The following is an 18,387-nucleotide window of genomic DNA, read 5'->3' on the forward strand; positions in this document are numbered from 1 at the left end:
TCTTCTCCCCTCTTATCTGCCAGAAAGTTTTACTTTCTGCTGGAATTAGCACCGTGCCTTTTGGCGTCATAAACGCCCCATTTCACAATGGTATTACGGTCGGTTGCTGGGCTTCATCGGGCCAAATCCCTCCACCTGCTCTTGATAAGAGTTGTATAATTTTTTAGAATTTTTAACTTTATGTTGAAGACTATACCAAGAATAAAAATCACTTGTCAACATTTTATTTGTATAATTCTGGACGTCGATCCGCAAAAACTGGAATTCCTTTGCGTACTTCTTTAATTTTCTCGAATGTAAGCTCTCCAAATAGAATTGATTCTTCTTCATTTGCTTCTACAACAACTTCGCCCCAAGGATCGACAATTAAAGAATGGCCAGCAAACTCATTATTTGGATCCTTCCCTGCCCTATTACATGCTACAACATAACACTGATTTTCAACTGCTCTTGCTTGTAATAGTAAACGCCAATGCGCTAAACGAACTAATGGCCATTCAGCTACAACAAATAAAACTTTTGCACCTTTAGCAGTATGAACGCGCATCCACTCCGGAAAACGAATATCATAGCAAATGGTGCCGGCGCACTCTACATCATCTAACTTAAATTCACCAGTACGATTTCCAGCGATTAAATATTTATGTTCATCCATAAGCTGAAATAAATGCACTTTACTATATTCATTGACTAGTTCTCCTTTATTCGTTACAACATACATTGTATTTGTAACACCTTGTTCCGTTTGCCTTGCTATAGAACCACCAACAATATGTACACCATATTGTTTCGACCATTCTATCAACTTTTCTTTCGTTTCCAATCCATCCCTATCTGCAATTTCAGAGAGTCTCGTTAAATCATAACCTGTTGTCCATAGTTCTGGTAAAACAATAACATCTGGTCTTTCTTTCATCGCTTCACTTATTTTATTTTTAGCATTCTCAATATTTTTTTCTACATCTCCAAAGACAATATCCATTTGAATACATGCGACTTTCATTTTTTCAGCCCCATTCTTATTTTTTTCTTTACAAAATACTGGAAAGATTATATCATTTGTCACTAGAATTGTAACAACTTTCAAAAGAGGTGGAAAGTATGAAATCATTTCAACCTTCTGAGATAGTAACATCATTGCCAACACAATTTTTCGCTTCACTTGTTGCAAAAGTTAACAAAGTTGTAGCAGCTGGTCACGATGTTATTAATCTAGGTCAAGGTAATCCAGATCAACCAACACCGCAGCATATCGTAAAAGCTTTGCAAGATGCTGCAGAAAAGACCATTCATCATAAATATCCGCCATTTCGCGGACATGAAAGCTTAAAAGAAGCCGTGGCAACATTCTATCAACGTGAATATGATGTAGTAGTAAATCCGAAAACTGAAGTTGCTATATTGTTTGGTGGAAAGGCTGGATTAGTAGAATTACCAGTTTGCTTTACAAACCCTGGTGATACAATTCTCGTTCCCGATCCAGGCTATCCAGATTATTTATCAGGAGTTGCTTTAGCGAAAGCACAATTTGAAACAATGCCGCTTATTGCAGAAAATAAGTTTTTACCAGATTATACAAAAATTGACAACTCTATTGCCGAGCGTGCAAAATTAATGTTTTTAAACTATCCAAATAATCCGACCGGTGCTACTGCATCAAAAGATTTCTTTGATGAAACCATTCATTTTGCTAATAAACATAATATATTAGTCGTTCATGATTTTGCTTACGGTGCGATTGGATTCGATGGTCAAAAACCTGTTAGTTTCTTACAAGTAGATGGTGCCAAAGATACAGGAATCGAAATTTACACATTATCGAAAACTTTCAATATGGCTGGCTGGCGCATCGCTTTTGCGGTAGGGAATGAAAGTGTCATTGAAACAATTAACTTATTACAAGATCATATGTATGTTAGTATTTTTGGTGCCATTCAAGATGCTGCCCGCGAAGCACTATTAAGTTCACAGTCTTGCGTCATAGACCTTGTAAATAGTTACGAATCTCGAAGAAACGCTCTTATTTCAGCTTGTCACTCAATTGGTTGGAATGTAGACATTCCAACAGGGTCATTTTTTGCATGGCTTCCTGTTCCAAAAGGATATACTTCTGAGCAATTTTCTAATATTTTACTAGAAAAAGCACATGTCGCAGTTGCTCCTGGTGTTGGATTTGGTGAGCATGGTGAAGGGTACGTCCGCGTTGGTCTCTTGCATACAGAAGATAGATTACGAGAAGCCATTAATCGAATCGATAAATTAAATTTTTTCAAAAAGTAATTGACAACATGAAAAATATCTGACAAAATTCAGTTATCTTAAAAATTTAAACATTTCTAAATACTTCTTATCAAGAGCAGGTGGAGGGACGAGCCCGACGAAACCCGGCAACCGATCTACAATTGTAGACACGGTGCTAATTCTCGCAGCATTACGCTGACAGATAAGGAGCTGGTTGTAAAAAAACCTCTCCTTAGCTGAGAGGTTTTTTTATTTAACTAGGAGGTTATAACAATGAGCGGAATTATAGCGACATATTTAATCCATGATGATTCACATAACTTAGAAAAAAAAGCTGAACAAATTGCACTCGGTTTAACAATTGGCTCTTGGACTCATTTGCCGCATTTATTGCAAGAACAATTAAAACAACATAAAGGCAACGTCATTCATGTTGAGGAATTAGCTGAACATGAACATACCAATTCGTATTTACGTAAAAAAGTAACACGCGGGATTATTAAAATTGAATATCCGTTATTAAATTTCAGTCCAGATTTACCAGCTATTTTAACAACTACATTCGGAAAGCTATCCCTTGATGGCGAAGTAAAATTAATTGACTTAACTTTTTCAGACGAGTTAAAAAAACATTTTCCTGGTCCAAAATTCGGGATAGATGGTATTCGAAATCTTTTACAAGTACATGATCGTCCCCTTTTAATGAGTATTTTTAAAGGAATGATTGGACGAAATATTGGGTATTTAAAAACGCAATTACGCGATCAAGCAATTGGTGGTGTAGATATCGTAAAAGATGATGAAATATTATTTGAAAATGCATTAACACCACTTACGAAACGCATCATATCTGGAAAAGAAGTTTTACAATCCGTATATGAAACGTACGGACATAAAACGTTATATGCCGTAAATTTAACAGGACGAACTTTTGATTTAAAAGAAAATGCGAAACGTGCAGTGCAAGCTGGAGCCGATATTCTATTATTTAACGTATTCTCTTACGGACTAGATGTACTACAATCACTTGCAGAAGATGATGAAATCCCAGTTCCTATTATGGCACATCCTGCTGTAAGTGGTGCTTATTCAGCATCCAAGTTATATGGAGTTTCATCACCATTATTACTTGGAAAGCTACTACGTTATGCTGGGGCTGACTTTTCATTATTCCCATCTCCATACGGAAGTGTTGCGCTAGAAAAAGAGGAGGCTCTTGCTATCTCAAAATATTTAACTGAAGACGATGTATTTTTCAAGAAGAGCTTTTCTGTTCCGTCTGCTGGTATTCATCCTGGTTTCGTTCCCTTTATTGTACGAGATTTCGGTAAAGATGTTGTTATTAATGCTGGTGGCGGAATACATGGACATCCAAATGGGGCGCAGGGCGGCGGTAAAGCTTTCCGTGCTGCAATTGATGCTACTTTGCAAAATAAACCACTCCATGAAGTAGATGACATAAATTTGCATAGCGCACTACAAATATGGGGAAATCCCTCTCATGAGGTGAAATTATGAGTATTCAAGTATTTTGTGATTTCGATGGCACGATTACAAATAATGATAACATTATGTCCATTATGGAAAAATTCGCACCACCAGAAGCTGAAGAAGTAAAGAATAAAATTTTATCACAAGAGCTATCTATTCAAGAAGGTGTTTCTCAATTATTTCAATTCATACCTACTAATCTGCACGATGAAATTATTCAATTTTTAATAGAGACTGCTGAAATTCGTAACGGTTTTCATGAATTTATACAATTTGTAAATGAAAACAATATTTCCTTTTATGTTATATCAGGTGGAATGGATTTCTTCGTCTATCCACTCTTACAAGGACTCATTCCAAAAGAGCAAATTTACTGTAATGAAACAGATTTTTCAAATGAATACATTACGGTGAATTGGCCTCATCCTTGTGATCGTCTTTGTCAAAATCATTGCGGATTATGTAAATCATCACTCATCCGTAAATTGAGTGATACGAATGACTTCCATATTGTAATTGGAGATTCAATTACCGATTTACAAGCTGCGAAACAAGCGGATAAAGTGTTCGCTCGTGATTTCCTTATTACAAAATGCGAAGAAAATCATATTTCTTATACAGCATTTGAAACGTTTCACGATGTTCAAACTGAATTAAAACATTTGTTGGAGGTGAAATTATGAAACAACTTTTTCGTCAATGGTATGACTTAAGCGAGATAAAAAAAGAATTAACAACACGAAATTGGTTTCCAGCAACGAGTGGTAATATTTCTATAAAGGTTAGTCATGAACCACTCACTTTTCTCATTACAGCAAGCGGTAAAGATAAAACAAAAACGACTCCAGATGACTTTCTACTAGTAGATCATCTAGGGGTTCCCGTATTAGAGACTGAATTACGCCCTTCAGCAGAAACAATCTTGCATACACATATTTATAACAATACGAATGCTGGGTGTGTCCTTCATGTTCATACAACTGATAACAATGTTATCACAAATTTATATAGTGATGCAGTCACACTTCAAAATCAAGAAATTATTAAAGCTCTCGATATTTGGGAAGAAGATGCAACAATTCACATTCCTATTATCGAAAACCATGCTCATATCCCAACGCTTGGAGAAAACTTCCGCAAGCATATACAGGGAGATTCGGGGGCAGTATTAATCCGTAACCATGGTATTACCGTATGGGGCCGAGATAGCTTTGATGCAAAGAAAAGATTAGAAGCTTATGAGTTTTTATTCCAATTTCATATAAAACTATTATCAATTCAAGGAGGCGTTTCTAATGGCGCAAATTCGTATTCATGAAGTAAATACTCGCATTGAAAATGAAGTGGAAGTATCTAAATTTCTACAAGAGGAAGGCGTTTTATATGAGAAATGGAATATTTCCAAACTTCCTACTCATTTAAAAGAAAATTACTCATTAACAGATGAAAACAAAGCTGAAATATTAGCTGTGTTTTCAAAAGAAATTGCTGATGTTTCAGCACGCCGAGGTTATAAAGCACATGATGTAATTTCACTTTCAAATAGCACACCTAACCTTGACGAATTATTAATTAATTTTCAAAAAGAACACCATCATACTGATGATGAAGTTCGCTTTATTGTTAGTGGTCATGGCATCTTTGCCATTGAAGGAAAAGATGGGACATTCTTTGACGTTGAACTTGAGCCAGGCGATCTCATATCTGTTCCTGAAAATGCAAGACATTATTTTACCTTGCAAGATGATCGTCAAGTTGTAGCTATTCGTATTTTTGTTACAACTGAAGGTTGGGTTCCAATCTATTAAGGTAGTTAGTTGAATAAAAGGTCTTGGACCCCCTTTTCCAACCTTTTATTCACTCTACATATATACATCCTCCTATGGAACAGGCTTATTTCATTTTGAAATAAGCCTGATTTTTTATGGTTCTAACCGTATTATTCCTTCTTTTCAGTACAATCTCTCCCTTCAATTTTTCAAGTATATTTATTAATACTTTTTGAACATTTATTGAACTTTTTTTGAATTTTTTCTGAAAATTCTGTTTTATATATGATATACTACAATTAACTAAGAAGGAAAAAATATCGCAAACAGAGGGGGATAATCATGAGTTTACTTATCGCACTTATACTAGGGGTTACGTGTGGAGCACTTCCTATTATTCTAGGAGCTATTATGGAAGAATTAGAAGTTGGTGTTTTAGGTTTTGTTGCATCTTGTGTAAGCGCTTTATTTTTCGGGTTGTTCGGTGCTATTCCTGTTTCAATTCTGTGTGCATTTTATATAATACGCCATGCTCGTACAAAACAATTTGGTCCTAATCACATCGCGCAAGTTATTCCATTCCCAATGGAACGATGCCGCCGGGCTTCTAGCTTATAATTACAAAATTAAAAATAAAAGTCCTCAAATGAGGACTTTTATTTTTTTTCTTCTAGAAATTGAAACAATTCTTGTAGGTGCAAAGCGTCTTCACTATAGCTAACAGATACATGATATATGCCATCAATCTCCGCTTCCATGTAAAGGTCAACTCCATCTCGATCATATTTCAATGCCAAATAAAATTCCATTTCTTCTAGCATCTTTTTTGAAGTTCGAATAACGTAATGCCCTTTCTCATCTCTTCCATATTCGAAATTCGGTTCAAAATCATATTTTTGTTTAAAAGCTTCTTTTTGTTTTTCATTAATTTGTATACATGTTGCTCTTTGTACAGTATCAATCATCTCATCAAATTTTTGAAGATCCATCTCATTTACCCCCTTACATATTTTTTGTATAACACTTGTGTTCCGCTATTTTCTTCCCCATCTTTTATTAGCTCTTCATACAATTCCTTCGCCAAACTTAAACCTGGTACTGGTAATTGTAATCTTTCAGCCTCATCTAACGCGATCTTCATATCTTTCATAAAATGCTTTACATAAAAACCTGGTTCAAAATCTCCCTTTAACATTCGAGGAGCTAAATTACTTAATGACCAGCTACCTGCTGCTCCCGTTGAAATACTCTCCAATACTTTATCAGGATCTAATCCAGCCTTTTTTGCATAAGCAACAGCTTCACATACTCCAATCATATTAGAAGCAATCGCAATTTGATTGCACATTTTTGTATGTTGTCCACTTCCAGCAGGCCCTTGCAACTGAATATTTGTTCCTAGTTTTTCAAATAACGGTAAACATCTATCATATATTTCTTTCTCTCCACCGACCATAATTGCGAGTCTTGCTTCTTTCGCACCAACGTCTCCTCCAGATACAGGTGCATCTAACGTATATACATTCTTACTTTTACCGGCTTCATTAATACGTTTTGCCAATGTTGGTGTAGATGTCGTGAAATCAATTGCGATCGTACCTTCATTTGCATTCTCCAAAATTCCATCTATCCCAAAGTACACTTCTTCTACATCATGTGGATACCCAACCATAGTCATTACAACATCAACTTGCTTTACTAACTCTTTCGGTGTATCACACCAATTTGCACCATCTTGTACTAAAGAGTCTGTTTTCGATTTTGTTCTATTATATACATATACTGTATGACCGTCTTGCATGAAATGACGCACCATACTTTTTCCCATTACACCAATACCAATGAAACCAATTGATACATTTTTATGTTTCATTTTCTCATCCCCTTTGTTCTAATAAATCACTTACCATCTTTCGGAAATCTTTATTGAAGTCATCATCCATACTATTTTTCACATTTGAAAATAAAATAACAAAAGTCCCTTTTTCTTTATTAAAATTATTGAAAGTGTTCCAACCAGATAGTACACCATGATTATGAAAATAATCCGGATATATGTAAAAACTAAATGCATATTTTCGTTCTGGTGAAGGTGAAAACATCGCTTGTATACTTTGTTCAGAAAGAAGTTTTCCATTTATAATTGCTTCGTCTAATTTCTTCATATCTCCAACTGTCGTATACATCTCACCACAACCATATAGCCAATCCATGCCTACCTTCTGCGCCGGTACAAGCTCTTGATTTTTTTTCACATAACCCTTTGTAAAATTTTTATCTCCAGGTACCATATTTCCCATACCAGATTCATACATATCTGCTTTTGTAAATATATTTTCTTTTATATAATCTCCTAAAGGTTTTTTCGATATATGTTCTATTATATAGGCAAGCACCATATAATTATAATCTGTATATCTCCAACCTGTTCCTGCAGGAAATTCTAAATTTTGACGTCCAATCCAATTAATTAACTGTAAACGGGAAGCAGCATTAACATTGCCTTTTGCGTGTTCAGGTAAACCAGAGGTATGCGTTAATAAATGATATAACGTAATATTTTTATTCTCCGGAAATGAAGGAATATATTTATTTACATTATCTTGAATATTTAGCTTACCTTGATCCTGCAGTTGTAAAATAGATGTAGCCACAACTGTTTTCGTAATAGAACCGATACGATATTTTGTGTGAGGCGTATTTTCTATTTTATTTTGAACATCAGCATACCCATATCCTTTATTCAATATAACATGCTCTTTATCTGTTACCAAAACTGTTCCATTGAATTGCTTTCCGGCTAAATATTGATCTAATTTTTGAGATATGCTAGCGTAATCAATTTGCTTTTCTTTTTCTTCTTCTATATTCTCTTGTACTTCTGATTCAACAGCAGGATTCACCTTAGTTGTTAATTCTTTATTTTCCTTTATATTAGAATTATAGAGAAAATAGTATACTCCTCCACAAACTAAAGCACATATTGAAACTATCATCATTATTTTTTTTTTTATCATTTTGTTCCTCCATAATTCCTTCGTTCAAAATCCCCCCTACACTCTATTATCAAGTAATAAAAAAAAATCGCAACAATTTGTTGCGAAAAATCACTTTTTTTCTTTTCTATATACACACACTTGATTTTTCCCATTTTTTTTCGCTTCATATAATGCAATATCCGCTCGTTGCATTAATTCTTCTCTTGTAATCCCTTTTTCATATAATGCAACTCCAAAGCTCGCTGTTAATTTCGAAATTCCTGAGAATTGCTTTGTTTCAATGAAAAATCGTAATGATTCCGCAACTTGAAATGCTTCTTTTTCTACTGTATTCGTTACTAAAATAATAAATTCTTCTCCTCCCCACCTAGCAAATACATGTTGCTGCTCCACTTTAGATTTCATGAGCTCTGCAAGCTCAATTAATGCTAAGTCACCAAAATCATGGCCATACGTGTCATTTACTGCTTTAAAATTATCTATATCAAATAAAATAAGTGCTATGTTTTCATTATTACGCATCGCATTATCCCATTCTGCCTCGAGTATTTGTTGGAATTTCAAACGATTATAAATCTCTGTTAACGAATCTATCATAGCAAGTCTTTCTTGTTCTTGATAGATTTCATCTAATTCGGTAATCTCTGTACACTTCACAATAAATCTTGATAAATCTTCTGGCAATGGTGTCGCACGCAATAAAAAAGTTGACACTTCCCCTTCATAGTTGGACATCTTAATTCTTCTATCGTATGATAATGTATCATCTAACCATGTTATATCATGAGTTGTTGAATAGTATCCATTTTCTCTAATAAGATGTTCAGCAAATACTAAATGTTGCTCACGATAAGCAAACAAATTTTCATATCCGAAAAACTCTAAAAAATTTGTATTACAATCAACAATCTCATCGTCTTCTACTATAAATAATAGATCATTTCGAAAATCAAACATCGTTTGAAGTAGTTCTTGTTGCAAACTTACTTGCCGCACTAAAGAAAGCTGATATAAACTTTTATTTACTTCCTCTAACACCATTTGCGGAGTCACAGGGGCTATCACAATATTACGTATTCCTAACGTAAGCACCTCTGCAAACTCGCTTGTTATTTGTTGATCCCAAATGACAATAAATGTACTCTGTGGATTATACATATTCTTTATATATTTTATTTGAGAAAAATCTGTTACATACATAATTACAATATGTGGTTTAGTCCTCTGAAATAATACTTCTCCTTCTTCAAAACTATTTGCTATAAACATACATTTTGGATGGATATTTTCTATCGTTTGTTGATGTGTGCATCCATTTTCTATATAAAGGACATTTAACTGAAGATCTTGTAATACATTTTGGAAAACCGTATTCTCTAATAAAAAATGTAGTATGTTCATCACTAGTCTTCACTCACTTCATATATCTTGTTCTACAGAATTCCTCACAAACATTTTATAAAAAACTGTTCTCTAAAAACTTTAATGAGTGAGGGATACATGTTAACAAGCTAATTGAGAATGTTATCTTTGCTTTTTCACTCTATAAATTCCTTTTTTAGTGTATGATTATAGGAATTGTATCGTTTGTATGAATGCCCTAGCTTCCGCTTGAAAACTTGACAATTAAAATAAAGATATTATATTCTTAAATTCGATAACTTACAAAATGTAAGTAGAATATATTACATGTATTTTTTTCATAATTTGATATGTAATTTGGAGGATATATAATGACAAACGAAAACTTTTTTAATGTTTTATATGAACGCACATCTACACGTGCATTCAACCCAGAGAAAGAAATTTCATCTACAGAGTTACACGAGATTTTAAAGGGAGCTGCTCAAGCACCTTCCGCTTGGAATTTACAGCATTGGAAATTCCTTGTATTCCAAGGTGAAGATGTACAGAAACGATTACATCCAATTGCTTATAACCAACAACAAATTCTTGATGCTTCTGCTGTAGTCGCTATTTTAGGTGATTTAGAAGCTTATAAAAACGTTGAACCCGTTTATGGTCCAATTGTAGAACAAGGATTTATGAAAGAAGAAGCAAAAGAACGCTTAGCTAAAAATATTGAGTCTGCATATGCCCGTGAGCAATTCCCAAGAGATGCAGCCTTTTCAAATGCATCTTTAGCAGCAATGCAACTTATGCTTGCAGCTAAAGCAACTGGCTGGGATACTTGTGCGATTGGTGGTTTCAACCCACAAGCACTTACAGAAGAATTCAATGTTTCATCTCGCTACGTACCAATTATGCTTATTACAATTGGGGAATCAACTTTAAAAGGCCATCCTGCACCACGAATGAGCGTAGAACAAGTGAGTGAATGGGCAAAATAATAAAGCGAAACTTGAATCAGTGTGAGGGTCTTACTGCCCTTTCATACGAATAAAAAAGAAACGAAGGTAATTTCATTACCTTCGTTTCTTTTTTATTCTGTCACACATCCGTAATACTAAAATGTATGATTCGACATCCACACATAAAAAACAGTAAATTTCATGCTATTCACATACATATAAATGACGTTTCGTGTCGAATTTTGTTAAAGCATCGAAATATAACCGTGTGTTTTTGTTACAATTATGATACAATGATAACAAATAGATAACAAGAGAGGGATTTTCATTGAGTTCATACGGAAGCTTTATTGCACTTTTATGTTACATAGTAACTGTACTGCTTCTATATTTTATTGGCGATGCTGCAAATATTTCAGTTTTACAATTTCCAAAAGAAGAAGCATTCCAATTAGAATCAGAAAAACATACTGCACGATCCATTGTACCGCTACTGTTAGCTCTTCCTGTATATATCATCGTTTTATATAAAAGCAAAAAAGTGTAAAGGCTACCTATTTCATTCATTTCGGTGGTCTTTACACTTTTTTGTGATATCTATCCTATTTTAAACATCATTCCGTAATAAACACCCAGCTAGTCTTTTAAAATGAGAAATTCCCCTAGAAAAAATTCCACTCTCTGTCCAGTCACTCACTACCGAACTTACATAGATTATAAGTGTGAAGGGGGTGATGAGGATTATGTTTGGATCATTTGGATGCTGTGATAACTTTAGAGACTGTCATCATCATGAAAGAGAGTGCAGACATCATGAGAAAGAGAAAGAGAAAGAAGTAGTTAGACCACAACAACCAGCTGTATGTAACGTACTTGCTAGCATTTCAGTTGGAACAGAGCTTTCTCTATTAAGCGTTAAAGGTGTTGGATCTTTCAACAATGTAATTTTTGAAGGTTTCTGTAACGGTGTTGCTCTTTTCTCTGCTTTAGCTCGTAATAACAATGACAAAGATAACAAAGATAACAATAAAGACGATAAGCACAATCAAAACCGAAATACTTTTACTGGTATTTTACGTGTATGCCCAGCTGATATCGTTGCTATCGCTATCTAATTTTGTTCCTTATCTTCAAAAGTAAGAAAATAAGTTTTACTTTTCTCATAGAAAAAACCTGAGACCGATTTCAAATCGACTCAGGTTTTTTTATTGATTATATACTTTTAACTAGTTCAACAACTTCTTCAGCAGTTGACATCATTAATGCTTTTTCTGCTAATGTTTCCATTTCTGCTTTTGACAACTTGCTTAGTTGTGTTCTTGCAGGAAGAATAGATGTTGCACTCATACTGAACTCATCTAAACCTAATCCTAATAATAATGGGATCGCAAGTGAATCTCCCGCCATCTCACCACACATACCAGCCCATTTGCCTTCTTTATGAGCAGCATCGATAACCATTTTTACAAGACGTAAAATAGATGGGTTATATGGTTGGTATAAGTAAGATACTTGTTCGTTCATACGGTCTGCAGCCATTGTGTATTGAATTAAGTCGTTTGTTCCGATAGAGAAGAAATCAACTTCTTTTGCAAATTGATCTGCTAATACTGCTGAAGCTGGGATTTCAACCATCATACCAACTTCAATAGAATCAGAAACAGTTGTACCCGCTTCTACAAGTTTTGCTTTCTCTTCTAATAAGATCGCTTTCGCTTGACGGAACTCATCAAGAGTTGCAATCATTGGGAACATAATTTTTAAGTTACCGTATACGCTAGCACGAAGTAATGCACGAAGTTGTGTACGGAACACATCTTGCTCATCAAGACATAAGCGAATTGCACGGTATCCTAAGAATGGGTTCATTTCTTTTGGTAAATGTAAGTATGGAAGCTCTTTATCTCCACCGATGTCAAGTGTACGAACAACAACAGGTTGACCTTCTTTTACACCTTCAAGAACTGCTTTATACGCTTCGAACTGCTCTTCTTCTGTTGGAAGATTGTCACGGCCCATGTATAAGAATTCTGTACGGTATAAACCAACGCCTTCTCCGCCATTATCGATAATACCTTGTACATCATTTGGTGTTCCGATATTTGCAACAAGCTCAACGTGATGTCCATCACTTGTTACAGTAGCTTGATCTTTTAATTTTGCCCATTCAGCTTTTTGCTCTTCAAATTTCGCTTTCTTTTCTTCAAACGAGCGAAGAGTTTCTTCTGATGGATTAACAATTACTTCTCCATCTAAACCATCGATGATTACGATATCGCCGTTTTGGATTTTCTCCATAACAACTTTCGTACCAACAACAGCTGGAATTTCCATAGAGCGAGCCATAATTGCAGAGTGAGATGTACGTCCACCGATATCAGTTGTAAAACCTTTTGCATACTTACGGTTTAACTGAGCTGTATCAGATGGTGTTAAATCTTCAGCAATAATGATTACTTCTTCAGAAATTGTACCAGGATTTGAGAAGTTAATGCCTAGTAAATGTGCAAGAACACGTTTTGTTACGTCACGAATGTCCGCAGCACGTTCTTTCATATATTCGTTATCCATGTTTTCAAACATAGAAATAAACATTGATGCAACTTCATCCATTGCAAATTCAGCATTTACTTTTTCACTATTTACTTTATCTTTTACTGGGTTTACTAGTTCTGGATCATTTAACACTAATAAATGTGCTTCAAAGATCGCAGCTTTGTCAGCACCTAGCTCAGCAAAAGCGTGGTCTTTAATAGCTTCTAATTCAGTTTTTGCTTTCTCAAGCGCAGCTTCTAAGCGTGCAATTTCTGCAGCTTCGTTTGTAATTGATTTCTTTTCGATGTTAAATTCAGGATTTTCAAGTCTGAAAGCCTTTGCAATAGCAATCCCACTTGATGCAGCGATCCCTTGAATGTTAAGAGTCATTATTCTCCTAATCCTTCGTTTTTCATAGTTTCTTCGATAGCTGCTAGTGCTTGAGCTGCATCATCACCATTTGCAGTGATTTTAATTTCCGCGCCTTGTTGAATACCTAAAGACATAACGCCCATGATTGATTTTAAGTTAACGTTCTTTCCGTTATACTCTAAGTTAATGTCAGAACCAAATTTGCTTGCAGTGTTTACAAGTAGAGTTGCTGGACGAGCATGAATTCCTGAGTCGCTAGTTACTTTAAAGATTTTTTCCATGATAATTTATCTCCTTTAAATTACAGTATTTTTTTAGTTGTATAGACGTGAGTACTACATCATCTATTGTATATAATAGGCGATGTTCGGTCAACCACATCACCTATTATAATTATAAACATTTTGCGTCAAATTCCTACTGAATGTCAATAATAGCGTTTTCGCCCTTCTTAACATTTCCATCTTTTTTCAATTCGACTTGCTGCCCTTGCTGTAAATTCGTAAATACAATTGGTGTAATGATAGATGGTGCATTTTCTTTTACAAATGCAAGATCTACTTTTAATAATGGTTGTCCTTGTTTCACTTTGTCACCTTGCGCTACAAGTGCTTCAAAACCTTCACCATTTAATTTTACAGTATCAATACCGAAGTGGATTAAAATTTCTTTTCCACCTTCAGATTGAATACCAATTGCATGCTTTGTAGGGAATACGTTGACAATTTCACCATTAACTGGAGAAACTACTGTTCCTTCTGTTGGCTCAATTGCAAATCCATCTCCCATCATTTTTCCTGAGAATACTTGATCCGGCACTTCTGTAATAGGTAGGATTTTCCCTTCAATTGGTGAAACGATTGTTTCGTTTTCATCAACTTTTTGAGGAGCTTCTTCTACTTTTACAGGCTCTGCTTTTTCAACATGAGGTGTACGACCTGACATAATATCATGAATTTGTGATTTTAATGTGTCAGATTTCGGTCCAAAAATAGCTTGAATGTTATTTCCAACTTCAAGTACACCAGCTGCTCCAAGTTCTTTCAAGCGATCTTTATTTACATTCTTTTGTTCGTTAACTTGAACACGTAAACGAGTAATACAAGCGTCTAAAGAAGCAATGTTTTCTTTACCACCAAGTGCTACTAATACTTCACGAGGAAGTTCACCAGCTTCTGCTTTTCCTGTACCTTCATTCCCATTTGCAACTTCACGGCCAGGTGTTTTTAAATCCCATTTACGGATTGCAAATCGGAATCCGAAGTAGTAAATAACCGCTAGTACAAGACCAACAATAATTACCCACCACCATGCCGTACGGCCTGGTAGTACACCGAATAATAGGAAGTCGATTAAACCACCAGAGAATGTCATACCAATTTTAACACCTAAAATTTGCATTGTCATAAATGATAGACCAGCGAATACAGCGTGAATTCCGAATAATACTGGTGCTACGAATAAGAATGAAAATTCAAGTGGCTCTGTAATACCTGTTAAGAAAGATGTTAATGCAGCAGAACCTAAAATACCAGCTGCTAATTTTTTATTTTCTGGACGTGCTTCATGGTACATTGCTAAAGCTGCCGCTGGAAGACCGAACATCATGAACGGATACTTACCAGTTGTAAATGTACCTGCTGTTAATTCTACACCGTCTTTTAACTGTGCCATAAAGATTTTTTGGTCACCACGAATTAATTCGCCAGCCGCATTTGTATACTGACCGAATTCGAACCAGAACGGTGAATAGAAAATGTGATGTAATCCAAATGGAATTAGTGAACGTTCAATTAAACCGAAAATAAATGCTGCTAACGTTCTATTTGCATCAATCATTTGATGTGAGAACGTGTTTAAGCCACCTTGAATGTATGGCCAAACGAAGCACATGATAATACCTACTATTAAAGAGAATGTTGCAGTTGCGATCGGTACGAAACGCTTACCTGCAAAGAAACCTAAGTATGATGGTAATTCAATGTTGAAGTATTTATTATAGCAATATGCCGCTACTATCCCGACGATAATACCACCAAACACTCCAGTTTGTAGCGTTGGAATTCCTAATACGTTTGCATACGCTGGATCTGCAAATCCAACTTTTACTGGGTCTGCTCCAGAACTTGTTACTTTCACTAGCTTATCTACTTCTAAGAACACACTCATCGTTTTGTTCATAATTAAGTAGCCAACGAATGCTGCTAAACCAGCTACTCCGTCTCCACCAGCTAAGCCAATTGCTACCCCAACTGCGAATAGTAATGCAAGGTTAGCGAAAATAATATCACCAGATTGTTCCATAATTTTTGCTACCATTACGAACCAATCTGCTTTTAAAGCAGGAATAACATTTGTTAACTGTGGATTTTGAAATGCATTACCAAATCCAAGTAAAATACCTGCTGCCGGTAAAATCGCTACTGGAAGCATAAGCGCTTTTCCGACTTTTTGAAGAACACCAAAGATCTTCTTAAACATGGAAACCCTTCCTCTCTTATCTATATTGATACCTTCCGACAAACGCCAAAAAGGCATGAGGAAAAAAAGATAGAACGATAGCTATACAAAGGGTAGTATATCCCTTTCTCTAGCTTACATTCCTTACTTTTCTCCACTCATGCCTGATCGAATCAGTAACACGTGTCAAAAATAGGTTTACGTATAAGTTCACTATAATTAAGGCAAACGTTTTCGTTTTATACCTTAATGTGTTTGTCGAAATTTGTATAACTTTGCAATAGTTATTATACATAACTATTGTAAGCGATTCAATGATTTTTTTTAACGTTTTCATTTTCGACAAAAATATATGTCATTTTACACATGCTCTGCCTTCACTAAGCGCTGCAGGTGCATCGTTAAATATATACTCTCTGCTTCATAAACAGGAAGTTGCAATTCTTTTTGCATAACCTTAACTAGCTTCCAAGCTAAATTATAACAGACAGGATATTCCGCCTTTAATAAATCAGCAAAACTTTGCGATTCCTCTACTTTTTCTCCTTTTTCACCCTCTCAATAGCATATTGAAGATGACGAATAAGGCGTAAATAGTGAATACTTTCTTGGTCTAATGTAATTTGTAAGTTCGTCTCAATTAAAGATACAAGCTGTGCGATGAGACGGGAGTTTTGATTAACTGAAGATAAATCTGAATTTGTAAGTGAACTGTAAATATGCAGTGCAATAAACCCGATTTCTCCTTCTGGCAATGTAATTTGCAAACGAGAATTTAAAAGGTTTACAACACCTTCAGCAATTTTATATTCCTCTGGATAGAGCATTTTCGTTTCAACTAAAAAAGGATTATCAATTGTAAACCCTTGTTTTAAACGCTTAATTGCAAAAGAAATATGATCTGTTAAAGCGATATGAATATGTTCATTCAATGGGGATTTTGCTTTTTCTTGAATATAGAACATAATATCATTCATTAATTCAATTAATTTTTCACTCACATGCGGAACTAGCAGTTTGTATTGTTCACGATCACGTTCATTTTTTAGAACAAACATTTTTTCAATTTGTTCTTGCTCCAATACATCTTTCGCTTTTTTCCCAAATCCAATTCCTTTACCAATCACTACTACTTCCTCATGTTCAGGATGGCTAGCAATGATGACATTATTATTTAAAACTTTTTTAATTTCTAGATAATTACTCATATAACACCACCCTCGTACTTAAATAGCCTGCTTTTATGTTACAGAATATTCTTCTTTGTCGTCAATGTAAAACATCTACCATTTCATAAAAATTCATTTTTTAGACATGTTTATATATGATGCGTATAATGTAAGAGCAACTGTACATAGAAAGGAGATAACAACATGATTAAAATGTTTGTAAGTGATATCGACGGTACAATGATGCAACACGGAGGTTTAATTGACGAACAGGATATTGTAGCACTTCGTAGTCTTGCTGAACAAAATGTGATTCTTTGTTTCGCTTCTGGCCGACTTGATAATGAAATTGCAGACTTAATGAAAGCTGTAAATACAAATTTCCACCGCATTAGTGTTAATGGTGTTTTTGTATATACAAATGAAAATAAGCAGCTATTATCTGCAACTTTTGATTCCAGCATTCTTCCTGAATTGTTACACATGACGAATGAAGATCCTTATTTCCGTTATGTTAGTGATGAACATAATTACTACATTGAAGAAAAAACACCGTTTATTCACGAACTTGAGCAACAAGTAACGATGACTTCTGTCGAAGAACCAAATTTATTACAGAAAATAGATGATACAATTTTCCCGAATAAAATTTCTGTCGGTGGCACAAAGGAGAGCTTACAACTCCTTCAGAAAAAAATTGATGAAAAATTTCATGGAAAAGTTAGTACGTTCATTTCAGCAGAACAATGCTTAGATGTAATGCCACCTAATATTAGTAAAGGTTCTGCTATTTCTGTTTTATTAAAAGAGTTTCAATTACAACCAGAGGAAGTTGCTTGCATAGGGGATTCTTATAATGATATTCCAATGTTTGCTCTAACTCCTCACAGTTTTGCTATGGCTCAAGCAGATGACGCAGTAAAAGAACACGCTCACTATGTAGTAAATACAGTTAAAGATGCTGTTAACCACGTAATTGCTCATAATAAAAATACGACTCACTCCTTGTAAGGATGAGTCGTATTTTTTCTTTACATGT

General features: G+C 34.9%; 18 protein-coding genes, 1 pseudogene and 2 riboswitches. Of the genes and pseudogenes, 10 read left to right on the forward strand and 9 right to left on the reverse strand.

Features of this window, described 5'->3' with window-relative positions; all coding sequences use genetic code 11:
* Positions 1-9: 9 nt before the first annotated feature.
* Positions 10-151, reverse strand: a riboswitch (SAM riboswitch).
* 72 nt (positions 152-223) lie between these two features.
* Positions 224-1,087 carry a carbon-nitrogen family hydrolase gene (locus ACTT1L_RS06715; RefSeq protein ID WP_163072837.1) on the reverse strand — a complete coding sequence of 288 codons (864 nt, stop codon included), beginning with the start codon at positions 1,085-1,087 and terminating at the stop codon, positions 224-226.
* 14 nt (positions 1,088-1,101) lie between these two features.
* Between ACTT1L_RS06715 and ACTT1L_RS06720 the strand changes: the two genes are divergently transcribed.
* The 6 genes from ACTT1L_RS06720 to ACTT1L_RS06745 all read left to right on the forward strand — a co-directional run bounded on the left by ACTT1L_RS06720 (position 1,102) and on the right by ACTT1L_RS06745 (position 6,119).
* Positions 1,102-2,280 (forward strand): pyridoxal phosphate-dependent aminotransferase, encoded by a 1,179-nt coding sequence (locus tag ACTT1L_RS06720; protein WP_442821834.1) that lies wholly within the window; start codon positions 1,102-1,104, stop codon positions 2,278-2,280.
* A gap of 64 nt (positions 2,281-2,344) precedes the next feature.
* Positions 2,345-2,450: riboswitch (SAM riboswitch) on the forward strand.
* A gap of 64 nt (positions 2,451-2,514) precedes the next feature.
* The gene (gene mtnW / locus ACTT1L_RS06725) at positions 2,515-3,759 is read left to right on the forward strand and encodes a 2,3-diketo-5-methylthiopentyl-1-phosphate enolase (protein WP_000014190.1); all 1,245 of its coding nucleotides are present in this window, start codon (positions 2,515-2,517) and stop codon (positions 3,757-3,759) included.
* The gene (mtnX, locus tag ACTT1L_RS06730) at positions 3,756-4,415 is read left to right on the forward strand and encodes a 2-hydroxy-3-keto-5-methylthiopentenyl-1-phosphate phosphatase (protein WP_000027458.1); all 660 of its coding nucleotides are present in this window, start codon (positions 3,756-3,758) and stop codon (positions 4,413-4,415) included. Before mtnW ends, mtnX begins: the two co-directional genes overlap by 4 nt.
* Positions 4,412-5,050: a methylthioribulose 1-phosphate dehydratase gene (locus ACTT1L_RS06735; RefSeq protein WP_000811326.1), complete on the forward strand. Its 639-nt coding sequence runs from the start codon at positions 4,412-4,414 to the stop codon at positions 5,048-5,050. Before mtnX ends, ACTT1L_RS06735 begins: the two co-directional genes overlap by 4 nt.
* The gene (locus ACTT1L_RS06740) at positions 5,028-5,540 is read left to right on the forward strand and encodes a 1,2-dihydroxy-3-keto-5-methylthiopentene dioxygenase (RefSeq protein WP_000057311.1); all 513 of its coding nucleotides are present in this window, start codon (positions 5,028-5,030) and stop codon (positions 5,538-5,540) included. Before ACTT1L_RS06735 ends, ACTT1L_RS06740 begins: the two co-directional genes overlap by 23 nt.
* Before the next feature lie 303 nt (positions 5,541-5,843).
* Complete coding sequence (locus tag ACTT1L_RS06745; protein WP_000054669.1) at positions 5,844-6,119, forward strand: hypothetical protein; 276 nt, start codon at positions 5,844-5,846, stop codon at positions 6,117-6,119.
* A 38-nt stretch (positions 6,120-6,157) separates the two neighbouring features.
* On the opposite strand, the gene ACTT1L_RS06750 is transcribed toward ACTT1L_RS06745, so the two are convergent.
* The 4 genes from ACTT1L_RS06750 to ACTT1L_RS06765 form a co-directional block, all read right to left on the reverse strand.
* A complete protein-coding gene (locus tag ACTT1L_RS06750; RefSeq protein ID WP_000365613.1) occupies positions 6,158-6,490 on the reverse strand; it encodes a DUF3909 family protein in 333 nt (110 codons plus the stop codon).
* Between the two features lie 5 nt (positions 6,491-6,495).
* Positions 6,496-7,374 (reverse strand): NAD(P)-dependent oxidoreductase, encoded by an 879-nt coding sequence (locus ACTT1L_RS06755; protein ID WP_000681095.1) that lies wholly within the window; start codon positions 7,372-7,374, stop codon positions 6,496-6,498.
* A 4-nt stretch (positions 7,375-7,378) separates the two neighbouring features.
* On the reverse strand, positions 7,379-8,515 hold the full coding sequence (locus tag ACTT1L_RS06760; protein WP_442821962.1) for a serine hydrolase: 1,137 nt from the start codon (positions 8,513-8,515) through the stop codon (positions 7,379-7,381).
* Positions 8,516-8,608: 93 nt separating this feature from the next.
* Complete coding sequence (locus ACTT1L_RS06765; protein ID WP_001023204.1) at positions 8,609-9,901, reverse strand: GGDEF domain-containing protein; 1,293 nt, start codon at positions 9,899-9,901, stop codon at positions 8,609-8,611.
* Positions 9,902-10,233: 332 nt separating this feature from the next.
* Between ACTT1L_RS06765 and ACTT1L_RS06770 the strand changes: the two genes are divergently transcribed.
* The 3 genes from ACTT1L_RS06770 (at position 10,234) to ACTT1L_RS06780 (ending at position 11,927) form a co-directional block, all read left to right on the forward strand.
* Positions 10,234-10,851 (forward strand): nitroreductase family protein, encoded by a 618-nt coding sequence (locus tag ACTT1L_RS06770; protein WP_000180604.1) that lies wholly within the window; start codon positions 10,234-10,236, stop codon positions 10,849-10,851.
* 289 nt (positions 10,852-11,140) lie between these two features.
* Positions 11,141-11,359, forward strand: a complete 219-nt coding sequence (locus tag ACTT1L_RS06775; protein WP_000100487.1) for a hypothetical protein — start codon at positions 11,141-11,143, stop codon at positions 11,357-11,359.
* A 196-nt stretch (positions 11,360-11,555) separates the two neighbouring features.
* Positions 11,556-11,927, forward strand: coding sequence for a DUF3915 family protein (locus ACTT1L_RS06780; protein WP_000468014.1), 372 nt, complete (start codon positions 11,556-11,558; stop codon positions 11,925-11,927).
* Between the two features lie 97 nt (positions 11,928-12,024).
* Here ACTT1L_RS06780 and ptsP read toward each other — a convergent pair whose 3' ends face one another.
* From ptsP to glcT, 4 genes and pseudogenes are all read right to left on the reverse strand, one after another.
* Positions 12,025-13,737 (reverse strand): phosphoenolpyruvate--protein phosphotransferase, encoded by a 1,713-nt coding sequence (gene ptsP / locus ACTT1L_RS06785; protein WP_000174221.1) that lies wholly within the window; start codon positions 13,735-13,737, stop codon positions 12,025-12,027.
* Positions 13,737-14,000, reverse strand: coding sequence for a phosphocarrier protein HPr (gene ptsH, locus ACTT1L_RS06790; protein ID WP_000411079.1), 264 nt, complete (start codon positions 13,998-14,000; stop codon positions 13,737-13,739). Before ptsH ends, ptsP begins: the two co-directional genes overlap by 1 nt.
* 136 nt (positions 14,001-14,136) lie before the next feature.
* The gene (gene ptsG / locus ACTT1L_RS06795; RefSeq protein ID WP_048557607.1) at positions 14,137-16,200 is read right to left on the reverse strand and encodes a PTS glucose transporter subunit IIABC; all 2,064 of its coding nucleotides are present in this window, start codon (positions 16,198-16,200) and stop codon (positions 14,137-14,139) included.
* 339 nt (positions 16,201-16,539) lie between these two features.
* Positions 16,540-17,387: pseudogene (gene glcT / locus ACTT1L_RS06800) on the reverse strand (glucose PTS transporter transcription antiterminator GlcT).
* Between the two features lie 165 nt (positions 17,388-17,552).
* On the opposite strand from glcT, the gene ACTT1L_RS06805 reads away from it, so the two are divergent.
* Positions 17,553-18,359, forward strand: a complete 807-nt coding sequence (locus ACTT1L_RS06805) for a Cof-type HAD-IIB family hydrolase (protein ID WP_000594235.1) — start codon at positions 17,553-17,555, stop codon at positions 18,357-18,359.
* The last annotated feature ends 28 nt before the right edge of the window (positions 18,360-18,387 follow it).

This window comes from Bacillus sp. FH, assembly GCF_052216825.1.
Lineage (GTDB): Bacteria > Bacillota > Bacilli > Bacillales > Bacillaceae_G > Bacillus_A > Bacillus_A paranthracis.